Source organism: Streptomyces sp. 11-1-2, from assembly GCF_003595545.1.
Taxonomy (GTDB): Bacteria; Actinomycetota; Actinomycetes; order Streptomycetales; family Streptomycetaceae; genus Streptomyces; species Streptomyces hygroscopicus_B.
In genome coordinates, this window is sequence record NZ_CP022545.1 from 9317569 (window position 1) to 9339906 (window position 22338).

The following is a 22338-nucleotide window of genomic DNA, read 5'->3' on the forward strand; positions in this document are numbered from 1 at the left end:
CGTGCTCCCCTCGCCACGCCTTCACGGCTATCACTGGTGGGCCAGGGCGTGGTCGACGAGGCGGAGGGTGGCCCCGGCCTGGGCCTCGGCTGGTGCCTCGTCGGTGCGCAGCGTGAAAGTGGCGGTGGTCGCGGCGCGGCTGCCGTCGGCTGTGACGCCGCTCTCCGAGACGATTCCGAGGTGGGTTCCGCCGTGGAACCAGATGCCCTCGCGGTTCCGTCCCCCGGGCCGCCAGGCGATGCCCATGCCGTAGCGCACGCCGTCGGCCGGAATCCAGCCGTCGGCCGCCACGGTCCGTTTCATCGTGGACAGTTGGGCGGGGCGCAGCAGTCGGCCGCCCAGCAGCGCGCGCAGGAAGACGGCGTGGTCGTGGGTGGTACTGATGATGCCGCCGTCCGCGCCGCCGCCGGTGGCGAGGGAGGTGTCGGTCAGGTGCGGGCTGCCGGGGAACTGTGTGTATGCCGTCGCGGTCGGCCGCGGGACATACGCGGAGGTGCCCGGGATGAGGGTGTTCCTGAGCCCGAGCGGTTCGATGATGCGTTCGTGGATCTCCTGGGCCCAGGGGCGTCCGGTGACCTGTTCGATGACGAGGCCCACGATGACGTAGTTGGTGTTGGAGTAGCCCCAGCGCTGTTCCTCCGCCGGGTCGGCGGCGTCCGGCACCCACAGCGGAGGCCGGCTCAGGGCGGCCTCCAGCTGTTCCCGCGGCGTGGAGGCCCGGAACCGTGTCTTGAGGTAGCCCTCGGGGGTGAACACGTCCTCTCCGCCCGCTGCGGCGAGGTAGTCGTTCAGGCCGCTGGTCTGGCGGAGCAGATTGGCGATGGTGATCTTGCCGCCGTCGTTGCCGTTCCCTTTGACCACCCCTGGCAACCACCGTTCGACGGCGTCGGTCAGTGCGAGTCTGCCTTCGCCGGCCAACTGCAGGGCGATGGTGGCGGTGAAGGGTTTGGTGTCGCTGCCGAGGCGGTAATAGGCGTCCCAGGGCACCGGGCGACCGGCCGTCAGATCCGCTGTGCCGGCCCGCGCGAGGGTGCGCCCCTGCGCGCTGCGCACTTCCGCCAGCACTCCGGTGGCCCCGGTCGCCCGGATCGCGTCCACGTCGGCCTGGAGGGCGTCGTTTCGGCGTGGCCGCGCGGCGGGTGGCACCGCGGAGGCGGTGCCGGAGCCGGCGCCCACCAGAACGGCCGCCGCGGCAGCCGCCATACCCCTGCGCCGGCTGATGACCGGTCCCCTCGGGCTCATCGGGCGGCTCCCGTGGGGGCGCAGGTGATGTCGTCGGTCGGCAGCGTTCCGCCGCGCAGGTAGTCGTTGACGGCCTGGTCGGCACAGGGGACGGGCTGATGGCCGTCGATGCCCCGCCCGTAGACACCGTGCGAGCGGATGTCCGCGGTCACCAGTCGCGAGCCGGTGAGCCTGCGGTGCAGTGCCAGGGCGCCGTCGTAGGGGACGTTGTTGTCGCGACGGGCCTGCAGCATCAGGACGGGCACGTTGTTGTGGATGGAGGTGCCCGGCTCGCGCGGTTCGGTCTTCCAGAACGCGCACGGTGCGATCATCCCGTTGACCACCGGGCCGAAGACCGGCTGCGTGGCGCGACTGCGAACGCTGTTGTACCAGTACGTCTCCGGGTTCTTCGGCCAGCCTCCAGCGGGCCAGCCGCCGTCACCGCACATGAACAGTGCCCCGCCCACCATGCTGTCCTCGAGGTCCGGCGAGTTGAGCAACTGGAGCATGGCGGCGAGCTCCGGGCCGGGCTCGATCGGCTTCCCGGCGTCGGCGTCGGCCAGATCGCGCACCACCGAGGCCAGGGCGGCGTCGCTCTCCTGGTGCTGGACGAGCTGCCGGAGCAACAGCCGCAGCACGGGGGCGTTCAGCCGCTGTCCGCTGACCGCCACCGGTCGGCGCTCGGCGTGGTCGAGCAGCTCCTGAACGGTCGCCCGCACCACGCTACCGGTCGGGCCCAGCCGGTACCGGTCGTTGTGCCGGGCGGCCCATCCGGCCCACTCGTCCAGCCCCGCCTCCAGCGGGTCGCCGGCCCGCTGGAACAGCTCGTACTGGGTGGCGGACGGGTCGGTGGAGGAGTCGATGACCACGCGGTCGGCCCGGCGGGGGAACAACTGGGTGTATACGGCGCCCAGGTCGGCACCGTAGGAGACGCCGTAGTAGGACAGTCTGGATTCGCTCAGCGCGGCCCGGATCGCGTCCATGTCGCGGGCCACGTTCCGGGTCGAGGCATGCGGCAGCAACTCCGCGTTGTCCCCGTACTCCTGGCAGCGCCGAGCCGTGTCCCGCGCGGACCGGACCGTCTCCTCGAAGTCCTCGCGCGGGGAGGTGACCGGGCCGGGTGGCGGCGAGGGACGTCCGGGCGCGCAACGGATGGGGGTGCTCTCGCCGAGGAACCTCGGGTCGAAGCCGATCAGGTCGTAGTGGTCCGCCACCTCCTTCAGCGCCGGGCGCAGCGCGAGGGTGTTGGCGAGACCGGTCCCGCCGGGACCACCGGGGTTGGACAGCAGAATGCCGCGCCTACCGGCCGTGGACGTAGCCTTGATCCGCGATATCGCGACCTGGATGGTACGGCCGCCGGGGTCGGAGTAGTCGAGGGGGACGGTCACCTTGGCGCACTCCGCCCCCGCCGCGTTCAGCTCCGTCTGCGCCTTTGAGCAGGGCCCCCAGACGAGGCGCTGGTGGTGGGCAGGGGCACCGTCAGTGGGTTGACGTGGTGTGGCCGTGGCGGGCGCGGCCGCGGTGAGTAAACCGGCCAGACCCAGGCTGATGGTGACCGCGGACGGGACGCGCATGGTGCTCCTCGGATCGGACGAAGCTGTCACCCACGACGCTACGAGCGCACATGACGCCGGACCATGCGGCTGGCCGGTTCACACTTCCTGGTGAGTGCGGTATTGACAGGCAGCGGACTCCACCCCCGAGAAGCGGACTGGAGCCTGTCCGACGGGTCGAGTGACGCGCCGGTACCGCGGCTCGTTCACGGGTTTGTGAGGCGCGGCGACCTTACGGACACGGAGTGGGGCCGAACGGCCCATGGCGTGGAAGCCGGTCGTTTCCCCACCTGTGAAAGATGGTGGGACTAGGCGGGGGCGGTCATGAAGTCCCTTGGTCCCAGGGCTCGTTCGACGATGCGGGTGTCGCCGATCCAGCCGTAGAAGCCCTGGCCGAACTTCTCCTCGAACTGGGTGCCACCGATCACGAAGGGCTTGCCGAGGGTGGCGATCCCCGTCGCCGGCTGGGAGGGGTTGCGGGCGATCTTCGAGCCGTCGACGTACACCACGGTGTGATGGCCGTCGTTGACGACGGCGATGTGGGTCCACCGGCCCACCGGCAGTGCGTGGCTCCAGGAGGTGGGATCGGCGTCCTGCACATGGGGGTAGACCACGAACTGCAGGAAGCGCTCGGGGTCACATTGAGGCTGCACGTCGGCTCGTCGGGCGACCAGCCGGTGGTCTTCCCCGCGTCGCCGTTGCGCCCCTGCCAGCTCAGGATGCCCATCCAGGCGTGGTCGCCTTCGAAGGGGTCCGGGAGCTTGATGAACGTCTCGATGGTGTAACCAGCGGTGAACTTCTCGGAGTTCAGCGGAGCGGTGGCGGAGGTGGTCAGGACCGCACCGCGGTCGGGGGCCTTGCCGCCGTCGAAGCGCAGACTGGCATGGGCCGGCTGGTCGCCGTGGTGCTCGCCGGACCACGTCAGGATGTCGGGCTCGCTGTCGTGCAGGCGCGTCACCCGGAGGTCGTTGCCGTGGCCGGACAGGTCGCGGAGCACCGTATCCGCGCCGACCGGTCCGTCCGCGCCCGCGCGGGAGGCGGTTCCCGAGGCGTCGAAGCGCCAGTACGCGAGGGTGCCGCGCGGCATGACGGCGGAGGCCGGGCGCGGCTTGCGCGGTACGACCGGCGCGAAGGAGGAGAAGCGGCGTTCGAAGTCGATGCCGAGGCTGAACCGGTCGACGGGGCCGGTCAGTTCGATGGTCTCCGCCTCCAGAGGTGTTCTCTTCTCCGGGTCGCGGCTGAGGAACCAGGGCGAGAACGTCTCCACGTCGATCACACCGCGGACGAGGTCGAAGGCGTAGAGGCGGATCATTCCGGCGCCGCCGTAGTACCGGTCCTGGTAGTTGGTGATGTGGATGTGGACGTCGTTCCCGGCGTCGTTGGTCAGGACGGTGCGCCCGGGGGGCCAGTAGTGTCCGCCCAGGGCGAGGAAGATCTGGTCGTTGCCGCGGACGAGGCCGTCCCACAGCCGCCCGCCGTTGTCCGAGAGTTGTGCGCTGCCCTCGTCGTCGGCCCAGGCCAGGTCGTGGGTGGTGAGGACGGCGGGCAGGGTGGGGTGGGCGTCGAGCACCTTCTGCGCCCATCGCAGTCCGGAGTCGGAGATCCGCCAGTCGAGCGCGAGGACCAGCCACTCACGCCCGCCCGCGGGCAGGACGTGGTAGCTGTTGTAGCCGTCGGGCGAGGCGCCGCCGAAGGTGGGCATGGCGGAGTACCGCCGCGGACCGAAGGCGTCGAGATAGGCGCTGTCGCCGCGCTGGTCGTCGGTGCCGGAGTCGATGTCGTGGTTGCCGGCCAGGACGCTGTAGGGGACCTTGCCGTGGATGGTCCCGAATGTCGTCGCGGCCAGCGTGATCTCCTCCCGCGAGCCGTGTTCGGTGACATCGCCCAGGTGCGCCATGAAGGCGATGTTGGCGTCCTCGCGCTGGGACACCAGGTACCGGAAGGTGGCCCGGAGCGGCTCCGGGTCGGAGCTGTCGGCGTCGAAGAGGTACTGCGTATCCGGCAGCACCGCGAGGCTGAACCGCGGTGACTCGGGGGCGTACCGGTGGCCGCCGGCCTTCGCGGTGGCCGCGTGAGCGGGTGTCGTACCCGATACGACGGCGGCGGTGCCCGCGGCCGGGATCACGGCGGTGGCCCGCAACAGCGTCCGTCTGCCGAGCTGGGCGCGCCCCGCTGCGTCCATTGACACTCCCGCGCATCGTGTGAAGAACCGGTGACCCCGGACCGCACTGTGGTCAAGGTCCGTGACCACACAGGGGCGGTCAGGTGAACGGCGCCTGATCCGTTGCGGGCGGAACAGCCGTACGGCGGAGCCGACGCGGCCCGGTGAGCTGGTGCACGGCGATGGCGAGGAAGTCCGCCACGAGCGGTCCAGGAGGGCCGCTCGCACCTGGCGGAAGTCCAGATGCAGGGTGCGCACCTCGGCGGCGGGGCGCCGGTCGCGCAGTTCGCGTGCCGCGGTGGGCCCTGCGGGTGCCGACCGAGCACGCCGTGATCGCGATGGGGGAGCGCGGTGTGCGCTCGGCCGCGCTGCGGCTCGCGCCGCTGGTGCACGGCGAGGGAGACCTGAAGGGCTTCACACCGACTCTCATCGGCATCGCCCGCGCGAAGGGCGTGTCCGCCTATGTCGGCGACGGATCCAACCGGTGGCCCGCGGTGCACCGGCTGGACGCGGCGCATCCGTACCGGCTGGCGGTGGAGGCGGCCCCGGCCGGCTCGCGCCTGCACGCGGTCGGCGATGAGGGGGTGACGTTCCGGGAGATCGCCGAGGCCATCGGCCGTCGGCTGAGAGTGCCGGTGGCCGGGGTCGCGCCCGAGGACGCGGGCGACCACCTCGGCTTCCTCGGCCCCCTGGTGTCGCTCGACAGCCCGACGTCGAGCGCGGGGACGCGGGAACGCCTGGGGTGGCGGCCGACGCGTCCCGCGCTGATCGCGGACATCGCGGAAGGTCACTATTTCAACGATTGACGGTCCCGCTCCGGCGGAGCTGACATCGCGGGCCGCGGACATCGCGTTCGGCGGAATCCGTTCAACTTTCATATTTCCGCACGCCGCCAACGGGCGATGGTCCGTTGGCGGCGCGGCGGGCATGAGTGCCTGTCTCGCCAATTACTACGGATAACCAGCTTGGATATGAGTTCCGATTACTTTCGGACGGTCCAGCGCCGGAATCCGGGGCTCCATCCGCGAAATCAAGCCGATTTTCCCTTCACAAGCAACCCTCGTCTGATCGCGAACATGCCAATTATTGGGGCACGTCTGTTCGATGAGACCGCCTCGTGGCGGCACAAGGTCCCTCGATGGCCGTTGTTGGCGCGCGATCACGGGCGTGGCCGCCGCCGTGGCCGGGCGGCGGCGACATCGAGCATCGATCGCCTCGCTTCTCTGACTTTTACATTGCTTTAACCGGGCCATATTCGGACTTTATTCACCCATGGCGAGTTCAATTGCTAGGGATTCCAGGTTTTCCTGCCTGGCATGCTGGTCGTGAAAAGTCACTCCAGGGAAAGGTCTGAAGATGCCGCGTTCCTTCCTCGCAGAGTTGTCCGCACCGGGTCGCAAGGTGCCGGTACGGGCGTGCGAATTGGAGTCGAGCCCGGTGTGGCTGTTCGCTTCGATCGGCGAGTATCCGGTGTACGACGACGTCGCGTATGAGGCGATGATCAACGACGAGCGGCGGATGAGCGCATACACCAAAGCCGTCCGGCGCTACGCCCCCGGCCGGACGGTGCTCGACATCGGCACGGGGCAGGACGCGGTGTGGGCGCTGGCCGCCGCCCGCGCCGGAGCGCGGCACGTGTGGGCCGTGGAGGTCATCCCCGAGTCCGCGCGGATCGCCCGGAAGAACATCGAAAAGGCAGGCTTCGCCGACCGGATCACGGTGGTGGAGGGGCTGTCCACCGAGATCGAGCTGCCCGAGCCCGTCGATATGTGCGTCTCCGAGATCATCGGCACGCTCGGCGGCTCGGAAGGGGCGGGGGCCGTCCTGCGGGACGCGCGGGAGCGCCTGGTGAAGCCCGGCGGGGTGTTCATCCCGCACCGCAGTGCCACCACCGCCGTTGCCCTGGACCTGAACAGCGCGAACCTCGGCACGCTCCCCGGCTTTCCGCCCCTCGTCTTCCGTTACGTGGAAGAGGTGTTCGCGTCGGTGGGCCGCCCCTTCGATCTGCGGGTGGTCCTCGAAGGGCTGCAGGACAACCCGAGGGTGCGGCAGCGGTCGTATCTGTCCGATGCCGTCGAGGTGGAGCCGCTGGAGTACAACGGCGACCTGCAGCCGGAGGGCGTCGACGCCGTCGAGCTGACCTTCACCCGGGAGGGCCGCTTCTCCGGGCTCGCGCTCGGCGTGCGCCTGTGGGTGGCCGAGGGTGACGAGCCGCTCGACTCGCTGGTCCAGTCGAGCAATTGGACCCCGGTGTACGCCCCGCTGTCGGAGGAGGGTCTGCGGGTACGGCCGGGCGACCGGTTCGAGTTCGACTTCACCACGGCGATGAGCGATGACGGTGTACACCCCGACTACGCGCTCGTCGGCGAGCTGTACCGGGCCGGTGGCCCGGCGGTGCCACTGAGCTGGAGCTCGACGCATCACGGGGACGGTTTCCGTGAGACGCCCTTCTACCGCTCGCTGTTCCCCGCGCCCTGAGGCCACGCCATCGTCAGCGGTCCGTCGCCCCGGCTGATGCGACGGCGTCCAGCACCAGCCTGGCGAACTCCTCCGGCCGCTGTTCGGGGAACGGCACACCTGCTCGGGGCACGATGTGCCCCGTGGCGGACAGGGCGTTCACCATGGGCTCGAAGCTGGGCATCGACGGATCGTCGTCCTGCCCGCAGATGACCGTGGCCGGGGCGGTGATCCGCGGCAGCCGCTCGTCCATCGCGAACAGCCGAACGGCGATGTGGCCGTCCTCCGCCCGGTCCAGCACCCGCACGGCGTCGGCCATGAACCGGTTGAGCGCGGCCTCCTGCCCCGGCTCGTAGAAGTGCCTGCGCCGGTTCCACAATTCCATGAGGTGGGAGCCGTCCGGTTTCGGCTGCACCCAGTCGACCGGGCGCTTCCACGCCGCTCGGGCGCGCTTCTCCGGGGTGATGAACGGGGTCGCCGAGAGCACCAGGCTCCGCACCCGGGAGCCCAGGCGCGCCGCCACCTCCACCGCGATCACTCCGCCGGTGTGGTGGCCGACCAGGTGGAACGACTCCAGCCCCAGCCCGGCCACCAGGTCCTCGACCCCGTCGGCGAACATCTCGATGCTCTGATCGTCCGCGGGTTTCGCCGAGGCACCGTAGCCGACGGTGTCCATCGCGATCGCTCGGTGGGTGGCGCCGACCAGCGGAAGCACATCGCGGTACTCGGTCCATGACCGCGGGGTCTGGTGGAGCAGCAGCACCGGCTCGCCCTCACCGCACTCGACGTGGTGAAGCTGGCCGAAGCGGCTGGAGGTGTAGTGGGCGGTCAGCATATGCACTCTCCCGATGTGGCGGGTTGGCGAGCCCGCGGTCCTGGTCGTACTTTGTACGGAACTCCTTGGGTGGCGTCAAGAGCCGAGCGGCGGAGGCAGGCCCCTCGCCGAGGGAGTTCCGTGCGGCGGTACGCCCGTCCGGCCGGATGCGGGTATGGCAGGTCAGCGCCGCCTCGTTCGATATCCCAGTGCCCACCGCGTTCCGCGTAACGGAACAAAAGTTGGCTCATGGCGGCCCGCGCGTCTATACCGGAGGCCACATGGGGAGCGCCGGGGGCCCGGCACCCACGTTCCACCTCAGGAGGTAGCCCGTGCCGAATGTGCCCGACCGCGTCCCGACGGACGCCTTCCCCGGGGCCGTGGTCAAGGCCGCCGACGCACTGGCGGAGGCCGCCCGCGGCGGGACAGCTTGCCCACCGGTGCGCACACTCTTGGACGACGGCGACATCGAGGCCGCCTACGCGGTGCAGCGGCTGAACCTGCAACGCGAGCAGGCCACCGGCCGCCGCATCGTCGGCCGGAAGATCGGTTTGACGTCGCTCGCCGTGCAGCGCCAACTCGGCGTGGACCAGCCGGACTTCGGCGCCCTGTTCGCGGACATGGCCGTGCCGGAGGGTGGCGAGGTGCCCGCCGGGCGGCTGCTCCAGCCCAAGGTGGAGGCCGAGGTGGCGCTCGTGCTCGGCAGCGACCTGCCGCACGCCCAGTGCACCGTCGTCGACCTGCTGCGCGCCACCGACTTCGCGCTGCCCGCGCTGGAGATCGTCGACAGCCGGGTGCGGGACTGGGACATCTCCATCGTCGACACCGTCGCCGACAACGCCTCCTGCGGGATGTACGTCCTCGGCGCCTTCCCCGTCCCGCTGACCGGGGTCAACCTGCGCTCCGTGCAGATGACCATGACGCGCAACGGCGAGCTGGTCTCCGAGGGGACCGGCGCCGACTGCCTCGGCGGCCCCCTCAACGCGGCCGTCTGGCTGGCCTCGGCCCTCGCCGAGCGGGGCGACCCGCTGCGCGCGGGCGACCTCGTCCTGACCGGGGCCCTGGGGCCGATGGTCCCGGCCGCCCCGGGCGATGTGTTCCAAGCCCGTATCTCGAACCTGGGCGCGGTAGGAGTCGGGTTCGCCGCGGAAGGAGACAACCGGTGAGCAGCGAGACGAACACCCGCACCAAGGTGGCGATCATCGGATCCGGCAACATCGGCACCGACCTCCTGATCAAGGTGCTGCGGCTCTCCGACACCCTGGAGATCGCCGCGATGGCCGGCATCGACCCCGACTCCGACGGGCTGGCCCGCGCCCGCCGGCTGAAGGTGGCCACCACCCACGAGGGCGTGGACGGGCTGGTGAAGCTGGCCGAGTTCGCGGACGTGGAGATCGTCTTCGACGCGACCTCCGCCGGTGCCCACAAGCGCCACGAAGAGGTGCTGCGCCCCCTCGGCCGTACCCTCGTCGACCTCACCCCGGCGGCCATCGGCCCCTATGTGGTGCCCCCGGTCAACGGCGACGCCCACCTCGGCGCGCCGAACGTCAACATGGTCACCTGCGGCGGCCAGGCCACGATCCCGATCGTCGCCGCGGTGGGCGCGGTCACCCCCGTCCACTACGGGGAGATCGTCGCGTCCATCTCCTCCCGCTCCGCGGGCCCCGGCACCCGGGCGAACATCGACGAGTTCACCGAGACCACCGCCTCGGCCATCGAGCGCGTCGGCGGCGCCGCCCGCGGCAAGGCCATCATCATCCTCAACCCGGCCGAGCCGCCGCTGATCATGCGCGACACCGTGCACTGCCTGGTCTCCGGCTGCGACACCGAGGAGGTCACCGCCTCCGTCGAGGAGATGGTCGGCCGGGTCCAGGCGTATGTGCCCGGATACCGCCTCAAGCAGAAGGTGCAGTTCGACCAGGTGGGCGCCGACGACCCGCTGCGCTCCCTGCTGCCCGCCGGGGCCGCGCACACCGACGCGGTGAAGGTCTCGGTCTTCCTCGAGGTCGAGGGCGCCGCCCACTACCTCCCGGCCTACGCCGGAAACCTCGACATCATGACCTCGGCCGCGCTGCGCACCGCGGAGCGCCTGGCCGCATACCGCTCCGGCGAGGAGGCCGCACGATGACCACGACCGACGCCGGCGCAACCGCCCCCACCCCGTCGGCCCCGCCCGCCCTGTACATCCAGGACGTGACCCTGCGGGACGGCATGCACGCCGTCCGCCACCGGTACACCGTCGAGCAGGCGAGCACCATCGCCGCCGCCCTGGACGCCGCCGGGGTGGCCGCCATCGAGATCGCCCACGGGGATGGCCTGTCCGGCTCCAGCGTCACCTACGGCATCGGCGCCCACACCGACTGGGACTGGATCGAGGCCGTCGTCGGGGCCTCCGGCAAGGCGATTCCCACCACGCTGCTGCTGCCGGGCATCGGCACCCTGCACGACCTGAGGCGGGCCCACGCCCTCGGCATCCGCTCCGTGCGCGTCGCCACCCACTGCACCGAGGCCGACATCTCCGCCCAGCACATCTCCGCCGCCCGCGAGATGGGCATGGACGTCGCCGGGTTCCTGATGATGTCCCATATGGCCGAACCGGCCGAACTCGCCCGCCAGGCCAAGCTGATGGAGTCCTACGGCGCCCATTGCGTGTACGTCACCGACTCCGGTGGCCGACTGACCATGGACGGTGTCCGCGACCGCTTCCGCGCCTACCGCGAGGTGCTCGACCCGGACACCGAACTCGGCATCCACGCCCACCACAACCTCGCCCTCGGGGTGGCCAACACCGTGGTCGCCGTCGAGAACGGCGTCACGCGCGTGGACGCCTCCCTCGCGGGCCAGGGCGCGGGGGCGGGCAACTGCCCGCTGGAGGCGTTCATCGCCGTCGCCGACCTGATGGGCTGGAAGCACGGCTGCGATCTGTTCCCCCTCATGGACGCCGCCGACGATGTCGTCCGGCCCTTGCAGGACCGCGAGGTCCGGGTCGACCGCGAGACCCTCACCCTCGGCTACGCGGGCGTGTACTCCAGCTTCCTGCGCCACGCGGAGGCCGCCGCGGTCCGCCACGGTCTGGACACCCGCGCGATCCTGGTCGAGGTCGGCCGCCGCAAGATGGTCGGCGGCCAGGAGGACATGATCACGGACATCGCCCTGGACCTCGCCGCCCGCGCGAACTCCGCCTCCTGACCGCCCGATCGGCTCCGGCCACCTCTTCTCGTCCGCGTCTTGTCGACGTCTCACAGCCCGCCGGACCGGCGGTTCGCCCGAGGGGGAAAATGCCCGAGGGCGGCTGTACGGTATGCGGTACGACGGCGCCGGGCGCGTCGCCGGATTCCGGTGGTGTGAGAAGAGGAGAGCCCAGGTGGCGGGTCCGCGGTCGCGTGCGAGGGCGCTCACTGCTGAGCGGATCATCGAGGTCGCCACCCGGATCTGCGACGAGGAAGACATCGAGGTGCTGACCATCCGGCGGCTCGCCTCGGACCTCGGCGTGGGCGCGATGACGCTCTACAGCTACTTCCGCAGCAAGGAGGAGATCCTCGACGGCATCGCCGACCACGTCATGGGGAACTTCCGGCTGCCCACCGCCGAGGAGACCTCGCCCGAGGCGGTCGTACGGGCCCTGGCGCTGGCCTTCCTCGACATGATGCGGGAGCACCCCAGCATCGTGCGGCTCTTCTCCACGCGGGTGAGCACCGGTCCGCAGTCCATGCGGGGCGCGTTCGAAGCGGTCATCGGGAGGCTGCGCGAGGCGGGGTTCGCGGACCGGGAGGCGGTGCGGGTCTACGGCCTGATCGTGCAGTACAGCCTGGGATTCGCCAGCTACCAGGCCCCCCGCCCGTGGGGGAAGGCGGACCATCCCGAGGCCGAGGAGCTGCGGCGCCGCCGCAGGCACTTCTACGGAGCCCTGCCACGTGAGGACTTCCCCAACATGGTGGAGCTCGCCGAGGACATGACCACTCTGCCCAGCGACGAACAGTTCCTCTTCGGGCTCGACTGCCTCATCGCGGGCGTCCTGCGGCAGACCGGCGACTGAGACGCGCTGCCTGGTTTCACCGGCCCCGGGTCCTTCGGCCCGGGGCTGAGCTGTCTTCTCTCCGTATCCACCATGGGTGCTGTCGGGATCCCTTGACGGCATACACCGAACGGTACATAGTACGACCACTTGCGATCGCTGAGCCGACTTCGATTCGGCCCCAGGCGTCCCGCCGCGCGATCCGGCTCCGTACGACGTGGCCGACAGCGGCACCGCACAGAGGTCCATTGACTCTCGTACGTCGTACCGTACATAGTACTAAAGCGTGCACACACCGGAGGAGAGCAAGATGCGCATCGGAGTCCGTATACCGCCGTGCGACCGAGTGGACCGGCTGGCCAGGACCGCCCGGCGGGCCGAGGAACTGGGCTTCGACCAGGTGTGGTTCCCCGACTCCCAGCTACTGTGGCGGGACGTGTTCACGGTCCTGACCGCCGCCGCGCTGGGCACCGAGCGGATCGGCCTGGGCAGCGCGGTCACCAACCTGGCCACCCGGCACCCGGCCGTCGTCGCCTCGGCCGCCCGCAGCGTCGCCGAGCTGGCACCCGGCCGGTTCACGCTCGGCCTCGGCGTGGGCAACAGCTCGGTCGGCCCCATCGGCATGCGCCAGAGCACCGGGGCGGAGCTGCGCGACGGGCTCGCCACGCTGCGGGCGCTGTTCGCGGGGGAGGAGTGGGACTTCAACGGCGTACGGTCCCGGCTGCGGGACCCGGATCCGAACGTGCCGATCCATATGGCCGCCAGCGGCCCCCGCAATCTGCGGCTCGCCGGGGAGATCGCCGACGGTGTCATCCTGCTCAGCGGCGTCTCGCGGAACACTCTCGCCAGTGCCACCGCCCGGGTGCGGGAGGGCGCCGAGGCCGCGGGCCGCACCGCGGCGGCCATCCCGCTGACGGTCTCGGCGTTCTGCGCGGTGACCGACGACATCGAGGCCGAAGCCCGGCTGCTCAAGCCGATCTGCGCCTCGATCGCCCAGAACGGCGGAGCGCCGTTCCTCGCCCTGGCCGGGATCGAACTGGACGTACCCGCACGGGTGGAGGGGGTCTATCCGGACCTCGTCCACGCCGAGGACTGGGACGCGGCCGTCGAGATCTGCTCGGCCTGGGTGAGCGATGCGGCGGTGCTCCGGTTCGCCCAGGAGTTCTGCCTGTTCGGAACCGTCCAGGAGATCGCCGAACGGCTCACCGCGCTGCACGCCGACGGGGTGACCGATGTGTTCCTCCAGCACGTCGGCTCCTACGACCCGCCCACCGAGCTGATCGAAAGCGTCGGCTCCGAGGTGCTGCCCGCCCTGCGGCCGGAAGCCGGTCGGTGAGCGTACTGGAGGAACTGGTCCGGCGTGGCCCGCGCACGGCCGCCCTGGCCGTGACCCCCGCGAAGATGAGCGGCCCGCAGCGCCTGTGGCCGGCGCCCCCGTCGCGCACCGCCTGCCACGGTGGCGAACATGGGGGCGCCGTCGTGCATCAGGATGCTGCTGCCCGTCGGCTAGGAGGCGGTGCACGAACCGATGGTGGGGGCCGACCAGTCCCCGTTCGCCATGACCGTGAAGCCGAAGCTGGTCGCCGCTCCGGCGCCCAGGCTGCCGTTGCCATTGGGCCGCATCGTCATGACCTTGCCGCTGCCGTCCCAGGTGGGACTGCCGTTCCAGGTCGTGGCGACGCTCTGCGCGGAACGCACGGTCACCGTCACCGTCCAGCCGCTGATGGCGGAGGTGCCCGCCCGCACCGTCACCTCACCGTTGAAACGGTCGCCCCACCGTTGCGTCTCGGCGTACGACACGGTGCACGTCCGGCCGCCGCCGCCACCATCGCTGGTGCCGCCCAGCGCGGCGAGCACCGCGTTGTACGCGGGCTTCTTGCCGTAGTTGTCGTCGAACAGCAGCGGGGTGCCACTGGCGCGCCATGAGTACTTGTCGGGGATGCCCCATACGGTGATGCCGGTGCAGCGGGACACGGCCAGGCACGCCTGCGTGACGCGGCGGTAGCTGTCGGCCTGGGCCGTGCCGGAACCCTCGATGTCCAGCTCCGTGATCTGCACATCGACGCCGAGGGCGGCGAAGCGCTGGAGGTTCTGCTGGTAGTCACCGGGCACCGGGGACTGGCTGTTGAAGTGTGACTGGAAGCCGACGCAGTCGATCGGCACACCACGGGCCTTGAAGTCCTTCACCATGTTGTAGACGGCGTTGCTCTTCGCGTTCTGACCGTCGGTGTTGTAGTCGTTGTAGCAGAGTTTGGCGTTGGGGTCGGCCGCACGGGCGGTGCGGAACGCTTCCTCGATGAAGCCGTCGCCGAGCTTGTCCTGGAACGGCGAACTGCGCCGCGCACCGCTGTTGCCGTCCTGGAACGCCTCGTTGACCACGTCCCAGGCGTAGATCTTGCCCTGGTAGTGCTGCATCACCTTGGTGATGTGGTTGTTCATCGCCGAGCGCAGCTCGGTGGCGCTCAAACCGCCCACCCAGCCGGGCAGTTGGGAGTGCCAGACCAGTGTGTGGCCGCGGATCTTCATGCCCTTGCCCTGAGCATGGCCGACGATCTGGTCCGCGGAGCCGAAGGTGAACGAGTTCCGGGACTTTTCGACGGCGTCCCACTTCATCTCGTTCTCGGGTGTGACGGCGTTGAACTCGGTGTCCAGCGTGGCGGCGTACGGGGATTCGCCGAGGTGGCCCGCGGCAACGGCGGCACCGAAGTACCGGCCCTTGGCCGCCGCCGCACCGCCGAGGGTGCTCGCGGCGCTGGCGGGGCCGGACAAGGCCAGAACACTGGCCGCGGTGAGGAAGCCGACGACACCGAGGCTGAACGCCCTTCGGACGCGTAACCGAGGACGCCGATCTCTGTGTTCCTGACGGGAATTGATGACCATTGCTGTCCCTTCTTCGAAGGCCGAGCGGGTGGCAGTGGTGTGCCGATGGGCAACGATCGCTGCGGAGTATGCTGCGGGACTGACGCAACGTCAACGCTTCCTTCCGGAACTCTTCCGGTAGAAGACTTCGCCGGCACCTCCGCATCCCCGCCTTTGAGCTGCTGGTCTTCGGCGTGTACGTGCGGCTATCGGCGGTAAAGAGGATCTCTCCGGGCTGGTCTACGAAAAATTTTCGGAGCGGTGGTGATGTGTTATCGGCCACGCGGCCGTCGTCGGAGGGCAGGTGCAGTCAGGTGACGGATACCGCCCCCGGCCCCCTCCGGCGAGGATTCTGCTGGTAATCGACTTTCTGACACATGAGGCGAATATCCATGCAGCAGATAACGCTGGGCGATGTCACCATCACACGCGTCGAGGAATTTTACGGCCCGGTCGACCTGACGCCCCGGGCATTCTTCCCGGAAAGCCCGGAGAAGGTCTGGGAGGACAACGCGTCCTGGCTGGTCCCTGACTTCTACGACCCCGCCGCCGACAATGTGCGATCCGCGATTCAGACCTGGGTCCTGCGCAGCGAGGGCAAGACCATTCTCGTCGACACCGGTGTGGGCAACCACAAGCACCGGCCCTACGCCCAGGTGTGGGGCTATCTGAACACCGACTTCCTGGGGAATCTCGCCAGGGCCGGAGTGCGGCCGGAGGACGTCGACGTCGTGATCAACACGCATCTGCACGTCGACCACGTGGGCTGGAACACCCGGCTCGACGGTCGGCAGTGGGTGCCGACCTTCCCGAATGCCACCTATCTCATGCCGGAGCGCGACTTCGAGTTCTGGAATCCGGAGAACGAGCACAAGACAGTGTTCGGCAGGGGCAATCAGAATGTCTTCGAGGATTCCGTCGCCCCCATCCAGGAAGCGGGCAAGGCGGTGCTGTGGGACGGCAGCCTCGACATCGACGCCAATCTGCGACTGGAACTCGCCCCCGGACACACACCGGGATCGTCCGTGCTCGCGCTCGATTCCCGAGGCGATCGCGCGCTCTTCGTGGGGGACATGCTGCACAACCCGGTGCAGATCGCGGATCCCGACACCAATAGCTGCTTCTGCGAGAACCCGGCCGAATCCCGCGCCACCCGCCGCCGGATCCTGGGCCGGGCGGCCGAGGAGAACACCCTGGTCTTCCCCGCCCACCTGGGCGGTCATGGCGCCGCGGAGGTACGGCGCGACGGCGGCGGGTTCGCCATCAAGGAATGGGCGGCCTTCGCGCGCCTGTGACCCCGGACCCGCCTGTGATCCGGGCCGGAGCGATACCGAGGAACCGAGGAAGAGACACACCCCGCACATGACGAACACCTTCGCCCCCATCGTGGCCACCTCCCAAGGCGCCGTCCGCGGCCGCCAGGAGGAGCACGCCACCGTCTTCCGGCACATCCCCTATGCCGCCCCGCCACTGGGCGCCACCCGGTTCGCCCCGCCGACGCCCCACCCGCCATGGGACGGTGTCCGGGATGCCACCGCCGCGGGTCCCACGGCACCGCAGCCCAAGCGCGACGCGTTCGGCGACCTCGACATGTCCCCGTACTTCGGGCAGGGCTGGGTCCCGGGCGAGGACTACCTCGCGGTGAATGTCTGGACGCCCGACACCACACGCGACGACCTGCCGGTGATGGTGTTCGTGCACGGCGGCGGATTCGTGGCCGGGTCGACCCGGTCGGAGCTCTACGACGGCACCGGCTTCGCCCGTGACGGCGTCGTCCTGGTCACCCTCAACTACCGGCTCGGCGTGCCCGGATTCCTGCACCTCCCCGACGCCCCCGGCAACCGGGGTCTGCTGGATGTGATCGCGGCCTTGCGCTGGGTCGAGGAGAACATCGCGGCCTTCGGCGGCGACCGGTCCCGGGTGACGCTCTTCGGGCAGTCGGCGGGCGCCACGATCGTGGGCGCGGTGGTGGCCGACCCGCGGGCCGAAGGTCTCTTCCAGCGGGCGATCATCCAGAGCGGCAACGGCCTGGGAGCGTTCGCCCCCGCCCAGGCCGACCGGGTCACCCAGGCCCTCGCCCGCATCCTGGGGACCGCCCCGACCGCGGCGGCGCTGGCGTCGGTCCCCGATGAGCGCTTCGTCGAGGCCATGCCCCAGCTCGCGGGCATCGATCTCAGGGTCGACGGGCACTTCGATCCGTTGATCGGCCTGAGCCCGTTCAGCCTCGTCCTGGACCAGCAGCCGGCTGCGGCCGTGACCGCCGGCCGCGGCGCGGGCATCGACCTGCTGCTCGGCACGAACGCCGAGGAGGGCAACCTCTATCTGGCCCCGCTCGGCCACCTGGCGTCCTCGACCGAGGAGGACGTCCACGCCGTGGCGGCACGCTCCCACCCCGCCCCGGAGAAGCTGGTGGAGGTCTACCGCCGCGAGCGGCCCGGGGCCTCCGCCGGGGAACTGCGGTCCGCCATCATGACGGACGCCCTGTTCGGCGCGGGCACGCGGCGGCTCGCGGCCGCCCACGCCCAGCATCCCTCGGCGCGGACGCACGTCTACGAGTTCGCCTGGCGGTCGCGGGCCCTGGACGGGCGGCTCGGCGCCACGCACGTCATGGAGCTGCCGTTCGTGTTCGACCGCACCGATCTGCCACGGCTCCACGGTCCCGAGGCGATCCTCGGTCCGGCCGAGCCGCCCGCCGGTCTCGCGTCCCGCCTCCACGCCACCTGGATCCGGTTCGCGAGGACGGGCGACCCCGGCTGGCCGCCGTACGAGAGCGTGCGCCGGACGACCATGCGCATCGCCGAGGCATGGACGCAGGTGGCGGACCCCGGCGCCCGGATACGGCGGGCCTGGGAATAGCGCCCGCGCGGACGGTCGTACCGCCGCCATCACAGCGAGCTCGGCTTCGGCGCCCATCGGGACCTCCCGGTGGGCGCCGTTCCGTTTCTCCGTACCCGCCGTCCCCGGTGAGGTGTTTTTCGGCCCCGGCAAGGGCTTGACCAGAGGCGAAGTGGCTCCTACATTCCTCTCACCCTCGAGGTAGAACGATTAACCACTTGTTAACCGCCTGGTTGGAGACCCCCGCAGTGCACTCACCGCTGACTCGGCGCGGCTTCCTCGCCACCGGTTCCGGCCTGGCCGCCGCGACCGTCCTGCCCGGCCTGTCCGGCTGCTCCGCGCTGACCGGAGCGGACTCCGATCCCGATACGCTCGTCGTGCACAGCCAGCTGGGCACCACCGCCCCGGGATCGCCGACCTACCTCGCGGCCCTGGACCGGTTCCGCAAGGAAAATCCGGGACTCAAGGTCAAGAACCTCATCAACGGCGACGACCTCGCGCAGGTCTACGAGACCTCGCGGCTGGCCCGCAAGGAGCCGGACGTCGTCATGGTCAACCTCTACGACAAGACGCTGGCATGGACCGACGTCGGCGCCACGGTCGACGTCAAGCGCTATCTGGACGACTGGGGGCTCCGGACGCGCGTGCTCCCGCAGGCGCTGGCCGAGTGGACCGACGCCAAGGGCCGGGTGCGGGCCTTCCCCTACTTCGCCACCAACTGGCCGATCGCCTACAACAGGGCCCTGCTGGACCGGGCGGGCGTCGACGCGATACCCACCACGGGCGACGAGCTGATCGCCGCGGCCCGCAAGCTGCGCGCCAAGGGGATCGCGCCCGTGACCGTCGGCGGCAACGACTGGACCGGGCAGAAGCTGCTCGCCCAGATCATCCAGACCTTCCTCACCGAGGACGAGGCCCGGCACGCCTACACCACCGGGGACTTCGGCAGCAGGGGCGCCCGGGAGGGCATCGACTACTTCGTGACGCTGCGCGACGCGGGCGTCTTCGCCGACAAGGCCCAGGGCCTCACCTCGGACACGATGACCACGCAGTTCAACACCCAGGCCGCGGCCATCGAGTCGGCGATGTCCTCGGCGCTGGCCAAGGTGCCCGAGAAGGTGGCCCGGCACACCGAGGTCGGCGGCTGGCCCCTGACCGGCGGCGCCGTCCACGACAAGCCCACCATCCTGCGGACCTACACCCTGATCGGGTTCTGGATCAGCCCGAACGGCACCAAGAAGATCGACGCCGTCGAGAAGTTCCTGCGCTTCATGTACCGGCCGGACACCGTCTCCCGGTTCATCAAGGAGAGCGGCCGTGACATGGCGCTGCGCTCCGACACCCTCAGCACGGACTTCCCGCTGGTCGCCGCGGCCCAGCGGCTCGGCTCCACGGTCAGCCAGGCGCTGCTGCCCGATGTGTACGTCCCGCCCGCCGCCGCCCAGCCGCTGATCACCGCGACCAGCACGTCCTTCACCCGCGGCACCAGCGCCGCGAAGGTCCGCGCCGCGCTCGAGACCGCGTACCGCTCCGCGTGAACCGCCCGCCCGTTCGCTCTTATCCCGAGCCCGACTCCACGGGAGCCACCTCATGACGACGTTGACGTCGACCCCGGGCGGGGCCGCGATCCGTGAGCCCGCACCGCCCGCCACCACGGGCCGTATCGGCACGCCCCGGCAGGGGGGCACGATCCTCGCCGTCCCGGCGCTGGTCTGGTACGCGGTCTTCATGATCGGCCCGGTGATCGCCATCTTCGTGATCGCCGCCCTGCACTGGCCGGGCATGCTCCAGCCGGTGTCCTTCGCCGGTCTCGGCAACGTCCGCACGGTCCTCGACGACCCCGTGTTCTGGGACGCGGTGCGCAACACCGCCGTCCAGTTGGCGGTGGCGCTCCCGATCATGATCGTGTGCGCCTACATGCTGGGCTACTACGTGGCGCAGAAGCCGCCCGGGCACCGCGTCATCCGCTATCTGCTGTTCATCCCCGGCCTGATCTCCACCCCCGCCAAGGCGATGGTGTTCTACGCGGCGCTGTCCCCGGACGGGCTGGCCAACGGCGCGCTGCAGTCGGTGGGGCTCGGTTCGCTCACCGACGCCTGGCTCGCCTCGCCGTCGACGGCCCTGGCCTGTCTCATCGCCCTGGACGTGTGGAGCGGGATCGGCTTCACCGCCGTCCTGTTCGCCGCCCGGCTCGACAGCGTCCCGGACGACCTCGGCGAGGCGGCGCAGCTCGACGGGGCCGGGCACTGGCGGACCATGTGGCGCATCCACTTCCCCGTGATCCGCGACTACGTCGGCGTCGTCACCATGCTGCAGTTCCTGTGGACCCTCTTCGGTTCGGCCCAGCACGTCCTGCTGCTCACCCAGGGCGGTCCCGGCAGCTCGTCCACGACGCTGTCCTTCCTCGTCTACCAGAAGGCGTTCATCGCGGCCGACCTGGGCTACAGCCAGACCGTCGGCGTCATCCTCTTCCTGGCCGGGCTCGTCGGGCTGCTCACCATCCGCCGCGCGTTCCGCCAGAACTACTGACCCGAAGGCGGCTCACCATGAAACTCGGCAAACGCTGGCTGCCCGCACACCTTCTGGTGTGGACCTACGCGGTGCTGCTGATCGTGCCGCTCTACTACTTCCTCGCCTCCGCGTTCAAGAGCAACGAGGAGATCTTCGCCCACCCCTTCGCGCTCCCCTCGTCCTTCGGCCTCGGCAACTTCCGCACCGCCTACAACAGTGCCGACCTGGGGACGGCCGTCGTCAACTCGGCGCTGGTGACGGTCCTCGCGCTGGCGCTGACCCTGCTGCTGGCGCTGCCCGCGGCGTTCGCGCTCGCCCGCTCGACGAGCCGGCTCGCCTCGGCGATGGAGAAGATCTTCTCGCTGGGTTTCCTCATCCCGACGTTCGCGGCGCTCTTCCCCACCTTCCTGCTCGCGGCCGCCACGGGGCTGTTCCACACCCGGCTGTTCATGGTCTTCTTCCTGCCCGCGACGGCGATGCCGCTGTCGGTGGTGATCCTGGTGCAGTTCATGCGGACCATTCCCAGGGAGATGGAGGAGGCCGCCCGGATGGACGGGGCGTCCACCTACACGGTGCTGCGGCACATCTACATACCGATGTGCCTGCCCGGCATCGCGACCGTGCTCCTGCTGAACTTCCTCACCTTCTGGAACGAGTACCTGTACTCGCTGATCATCATCGGCCCCGACCCAGAACAGCGCACCGTGCAGGTGGCCCTGCCCACCCTGAAGGCCATCACCGGCACCGACTACGGCGTCCTCACCGCCGGTACCGTACTGACCCTGGTCCCCGTATGGGTCGTCTACACGGTGCTCCAGAAGCGCATGCAGCAGGCGCTCATCAACGGGGCGGTCAAGGCGTGAGCACACCCACCGTGAAGCAGGGCCGGCGCCCCACCATCAAGCAGGTGGCCGCCGCCGCCGGGGTGTCGACCGCGGCCGTGTCCCAGGCGTTCAACGACAAGGGCCGGCTGTCGGAGGCGACCCGGGCGCGCATCCTGGACACCGCGATGGAGCTCGGCTGGTCGCCGAGCGCGTCCGCCGCCGCCCTGCGCAGCGCCCGCACCCGCACCCTCGCCCTCGTCGTCAGGCGCCCCACCGATGTGCTCGGCGCGGACCCGCACTTCAGCGAGCTGATCACCGGCATCGAGGGCGAACTGGCGCCCCGCGGCTACGGTCTGCTGCTGCACCTGGTCGCGGGCGCGCAGGAGGAGAACGCCCTCTACAAGCGGCTGGCGGCCGAGGGCCGCGTCGACGGGGCCGTCCTGACCGACGCCCGCGCCGACGATCCGCGCCCCGCCCTGCTGTCCCGCCTCGGCCTGCCCGCCGTGCTGCTCGGTCCTCCCGACCGCGCCGCCGCCGTGCCGCGCGTCGGCCTCGGCCACCAGGACGCCGCCGTCGAGGAGGTCGTCCGCCATCTGCTCGGGCTCGGACACCGGCGCATCGCCTATGTGGCGGGCCCCGCCGACCTGCGGCACACCCGGCTGCGCGGCGGTGTCTTCGAGACGGCCCTCCGGCAAGCGGGCTTGCGGCCCTACGCGGTCCTGCACACCGATTTCACCGAAGTGTCCGCCGTCGCCGCCACCCAGGCCCTGCTGGAGCCCGCCGACCGGGCCACGGCGATCGTCTACGCCAACGACTCCATGGCCATGTGCGGCATCGGCGCCGCCCAGCGCGGCGGGCTGCGCGTCCCCGACGATCTGTCCGTCGTCGGCTACGACAACCTGACGCTCGGCCGCTGGCTGCACCCCCGGCTCACCACGGTCGACCAGCAGGTGCGGCGGGTCGGCGCGGCCGCCGCCCGGCTGCTCCTGGCACGCTGCGGCGAGGACGTGGAGGAGACGGTGCTCGACGACCGGCCGCGGCTGGTCGTCCGCGAGTCCACCGGACCCGCCCCCGGCTGACGCCCGACC

16 protein-coding genes and 2 pseudogenes are annotated in these 22338 nt (G+C 70.4%); 13 read left to right on the forward strand and 5 right to left on the reverse strand.

The genetic code is table 11. The features are described 5' to 3' along the window. Window positions 1-30 precede the first annotated feature (30 nt). The 3 genes and pseudogenes from CGL27_RS40165 to CGL27_RS40175 form a co-directional block, all read right to left on the reverse strand. Window positions 31-1242: a serine hydrolase domain-containing protein gene (locus CGL27_RS40165; RefSeq protein ID WP_119992456.1), complete on the reverse strand. Its 1212-nt coding sequence runs from the start codon at window positions 1240-1242 to the stop codon at window positions 31-33. Continuing rightward, a complete protein-coding gene (locus CGL27_RS40170; protein ID WP_119992457.1) occupies window positions 1239-2795 on the reverse strand; it encodes an alpha/beta hydrolase in 1557 nt (518 codons plus the stop codon). The genes CGL27_RS40165 and CGL27_RS40170 overlap by 4 nt, the downstream gene beginning before the upstream one ends. Before the next feature lie 287 nt (window positions 2796-3082). Beyond that, window positions 3083-4956: pseudogene (locus tag CGL27_RS40175) on the reverse strand (LamG-like jellyroll fold domain-containing protein). A 287-nt stretch (window positions 4957-5243) separates the two neighbouring features. On the opposite strand from CGL27_RS40175, the pseudogene CGL27_RS40185 reads away from it, so the two are divergent. Both CGL27_RS40185 and CGL27_RS40190 read left to right on the forward strand, forming a co-directional pair. Next, window positions 5244-5741, forward strand: a pseudogene (locus CGL27_RS40185) (3-beta hydroxysteroid dehydrogenase); the annotation flags it as partial. 550 nt (window positions 5742-6291) lie between these two features. Further along, complete coding sequence (locus tag CGL27_RS40190) at window positions 6292-7413, forward strand: 50S ribosomal protein L11 methyltransferase (protein ID WP_078639671.1); 1122 nt, start codon at window positions 6292-6294, stop codon at window positions 7411-7413. Window positions 7414-7426: 13 nt separating this feature from the next. Here CGL27_RS40190 and CGL27_RS40195 read toward each other — a convergent pair whose 3' ends face one another. Next, the gene (locus CGL27_RS40195) at window positions 7427-8227 is read right to left on the reverse strand and encodes an alpha/beta hydrolase (protein WP_078639670.1); all 801 of its coding nucleotides are present in this window, start codon (window positions 8225-8227) and stop codon (window positions 7427-7429) included. A gap of 311 nt (window positions 8228-8538) precedes the next feature. Between CGL27_RS40195 and mhpD the strand changes: the two genes are divergently transcribed. The 5 genes from mhpD (at window position 8539) to CGL27_RS40220 (ending at window position 13557) form a co-directional block, all read left to right on the forward strand. Further along, window positions 8539-9372 (forward strand): 2-keto-4-pentenoate hydratase, encoded by an 834-nt coding sequence (mhpD, locus tag CGL27_RS40200; protein ID WP_205587831.1) that lies wholly within the window; start codon window positions 8539-8541, stop codon window positions 9370-9372. Then, window positions 9369-10334, forward strand: a complete 966-nt coding sequence (locus CGL27_RS40205) for an acetaldehyde dehydrogenase (acetylating) (RefSeq protein WP_119992458.1) — start codon at window positions 9369-9371, stop codon at window positions 10332-10334. Before mhpD ends, CGL27_RS40205 begins: the two co-directional genes overlap by 4 nt. Continuing rightward, a complete protein-coding gene (gene dmpG, locus CGL27_RS40210) occupies window positions 10331-11395 on the forward strand; it encodes a 4-hydroxy-2-oxovalerate aldolase (protein ID WP_119992459.1) in 1065 nt (354 codons plus the stop codon). Before CGL27_RS40205 ends, dmpG begins: the two co-directional genes overlap by 4 nt. Before the next feature lie 175 nt (window positions 11396-11570). After that, window positions 11571-12242 (forward strand): TetR/AcrR family transcriptional regulator, encoded by a 672-nt coding sequence (locus CGL27_RS40215; protein WP_162953179.1) that lies wholly within the window; start codon window positions 11571-11573, stop codon window positions 12240-12242. Between the two features lie 289 nt (window positions 12243-12531). After that, window positions 12532-13557 carry an LLM class flavin-dependent oxidoreductase gene (locus tag CGL27_RS40220; RefSeq protein ID WP_119992461.1) on the forward strand — a complete coding sequence of 342 codons (1026 nt, stop codon included), beginning with the start codon at window positions 12532-12534 and terminating at the stop codon, window positions 13555-13557. Window positions 13558-13727: 170 nt separating this feature from the next. Here the strand turns inward: CGL27_RS40220 and CGL27_RS40225 are convergent, their stop codons facing one another. After that, window positions 13728-15101, reverse strand: a complete 1374-nt coding sequence (locus CGL27_RS40225) for an endo-1,4-beta-xylanase (protein ID WP_119992462.1) — start codon at window positions 15099-15101, stop codon at window positions 13728-13730. A gap of 371 nt (window positions 15102-15472) precedes the next feature. On the opposite strand from CGL27_RS40225, the gene CGL27_RS40230 reads away from it, so the two are divergent. The 6 genes from CGL27_RS40230 (at window position 15473) to CGL27_RS40255 (ending at window position 22329) form a co-directional block, all read left to right on the forward strand. After that, window positions 15473-16375, forward strand: a complete 903-nt coding sequence (locus CGL27_RS40230; RefSeq protein WP_119992463.1) for an MBL fold metallo-hydrolase — start codon at window positions 15473-15475, stop codon at window positions 16373-16375. A gap of 67 nt (window positions 16376-16442) precedes the next feature. Beyond that, the gene (locus tag CGL27_RS40235; RefSeq protein ID WP_119992464.1) at window positions 16443-17936 is read left to right on the forward strand and encodes a carboxylesterase family protein; all 1494 of its coding nucleotides are present in this window, start codon (window positions 16443-16445) and stop codon (window positions 17934-17936) included. A gap of 227 nt (window positions 17937-18163) precedes the next feature. Beyond that, entirely contained in the window at window positions 18164-19453 is a 1290-nt protein-coding gene (locus tag CGL27_RS40240) for an ABC transporter substrate-binding protein (protein ID WP_078639662.1), read from the forward strand. A 52-nt stretch (window positions 19454-19505) separates the two neighbouring features. Further along, the gene (locus CGL27_RS40245; RefSeq protein WP_119992465.1) at window positions 19506-20444 is read left to right on the forward strand and encodes a sugar ABC transporter permease; all 939 of its coding nucleotides are present in this window, start codon (window positions 19506-19508) and stop codon (window positions 20442-20444) included. Between the two features lie 17 nt (window positions 20445-20461). Then, complete coding sequence (locus tag CGL27_RS40250; protein ID WP_078639660.1) at window positions 20462-21289, forward strand: carbohydrate ABC transporter permease; 828 nt, start codon at window positions 20462-20464, stop codon at window positions 21287-21289. Next, window positions 21286-22329: a LacI family DNA-binding transcriptional regulator gene (locus tag CGL27_RS40255; protein WP_078639659.1), complete on the forward strand. Its 1044-nt coding sequence runs from the start codon at window positions 21286-21288 to the stop codon at window positions 22327-22329. The genes CGL27_RS40250 and CGL27_RS40255 overlap by 4 nt, the downstream gene beginning before the upstream one ends. Window positions 22330-22338 lie beyond the last annotated feature (9 nt).

Bases quoted from the DNA above. Each gene is read 5' to 3' on its own strand.
- CGL27_RS40165 (WP_119992456.1), bottom strand. From the start codon at position 1,242: ATGAGCCCGAGGGGACCGGTCATCAGCCGGCGCAGGGGTATGGCGGCT.
- CGL27_RS40170 (WP_119992457.1), bottom strand. From the start codon at position 2,795: ATGCGCGTCCCGTCCGCGGTCACCATCAGCCTGGGTCTGGCCGGTTTA.
- CGL27_RS40190 (WP_078639671.1), top strand. From the start codon at position 6,292: ATGCCGCGTTCCTTCCTCGCAGAGTTGTCCGCACCGGGTCGCAAGGTG.
- CGL27_RS40195 (WP_078639670.1), bottom strand. From the start codon at position 8,227: ATGCTGACCGCCCACTACACCTCCAGCCGCTTCGGCCAGCTTCACCAC.
- dmpG (WP_119992459.1), top strand. From the start codon at position 10,331: ATGACCACGACCGACGCCGGCGCAACCGCCCCCACCCCGTCGGCCCCG.
- CGL27_RS40220 (WP_119992461.1), top strand. From the start codon at position 12,532: ATGCGCATCGGAGTCCGTATACCGCCGTGCGACCGAGTGGACCGGCTG.
- CGL27_RS40225 (WP_119992462.1), bottom strand. From the start codon at position 15,101: ATGGTCATCAATTCCCGTCAGGAACACAGAGATCGGCGTCCTCGGTTA.
- CGL27_RS40230 (WP_119992463.1), top strand. From the start codon at position 15,473: ATGCAGCAGATAACGCTGGGCGATGTCACCATCACACGCGTCGAGGAA.
- CGL27_RS40235 (WP_119992464.1), top strand. From the start codon at position 16,443: ATGACGAACACCTTCGCCCCCATCGTGGCCACCTCCCAAGGCGCCGTC.
- CGL27_RS40245 (WP_119992465.1), top strand. From the start codon at position 19,506: ATGACGACGTTGACGTCGACCCCGGGCGGGGCCGCGATCCGTGAGCCC.
- CGL27_RS40250 (WP_078639660.1), top strand. From the start codon at position 20,462: ATGAAACTCGGCAAACGCTGGCTGCCCGCACACCTTCTGGTGTGGACC.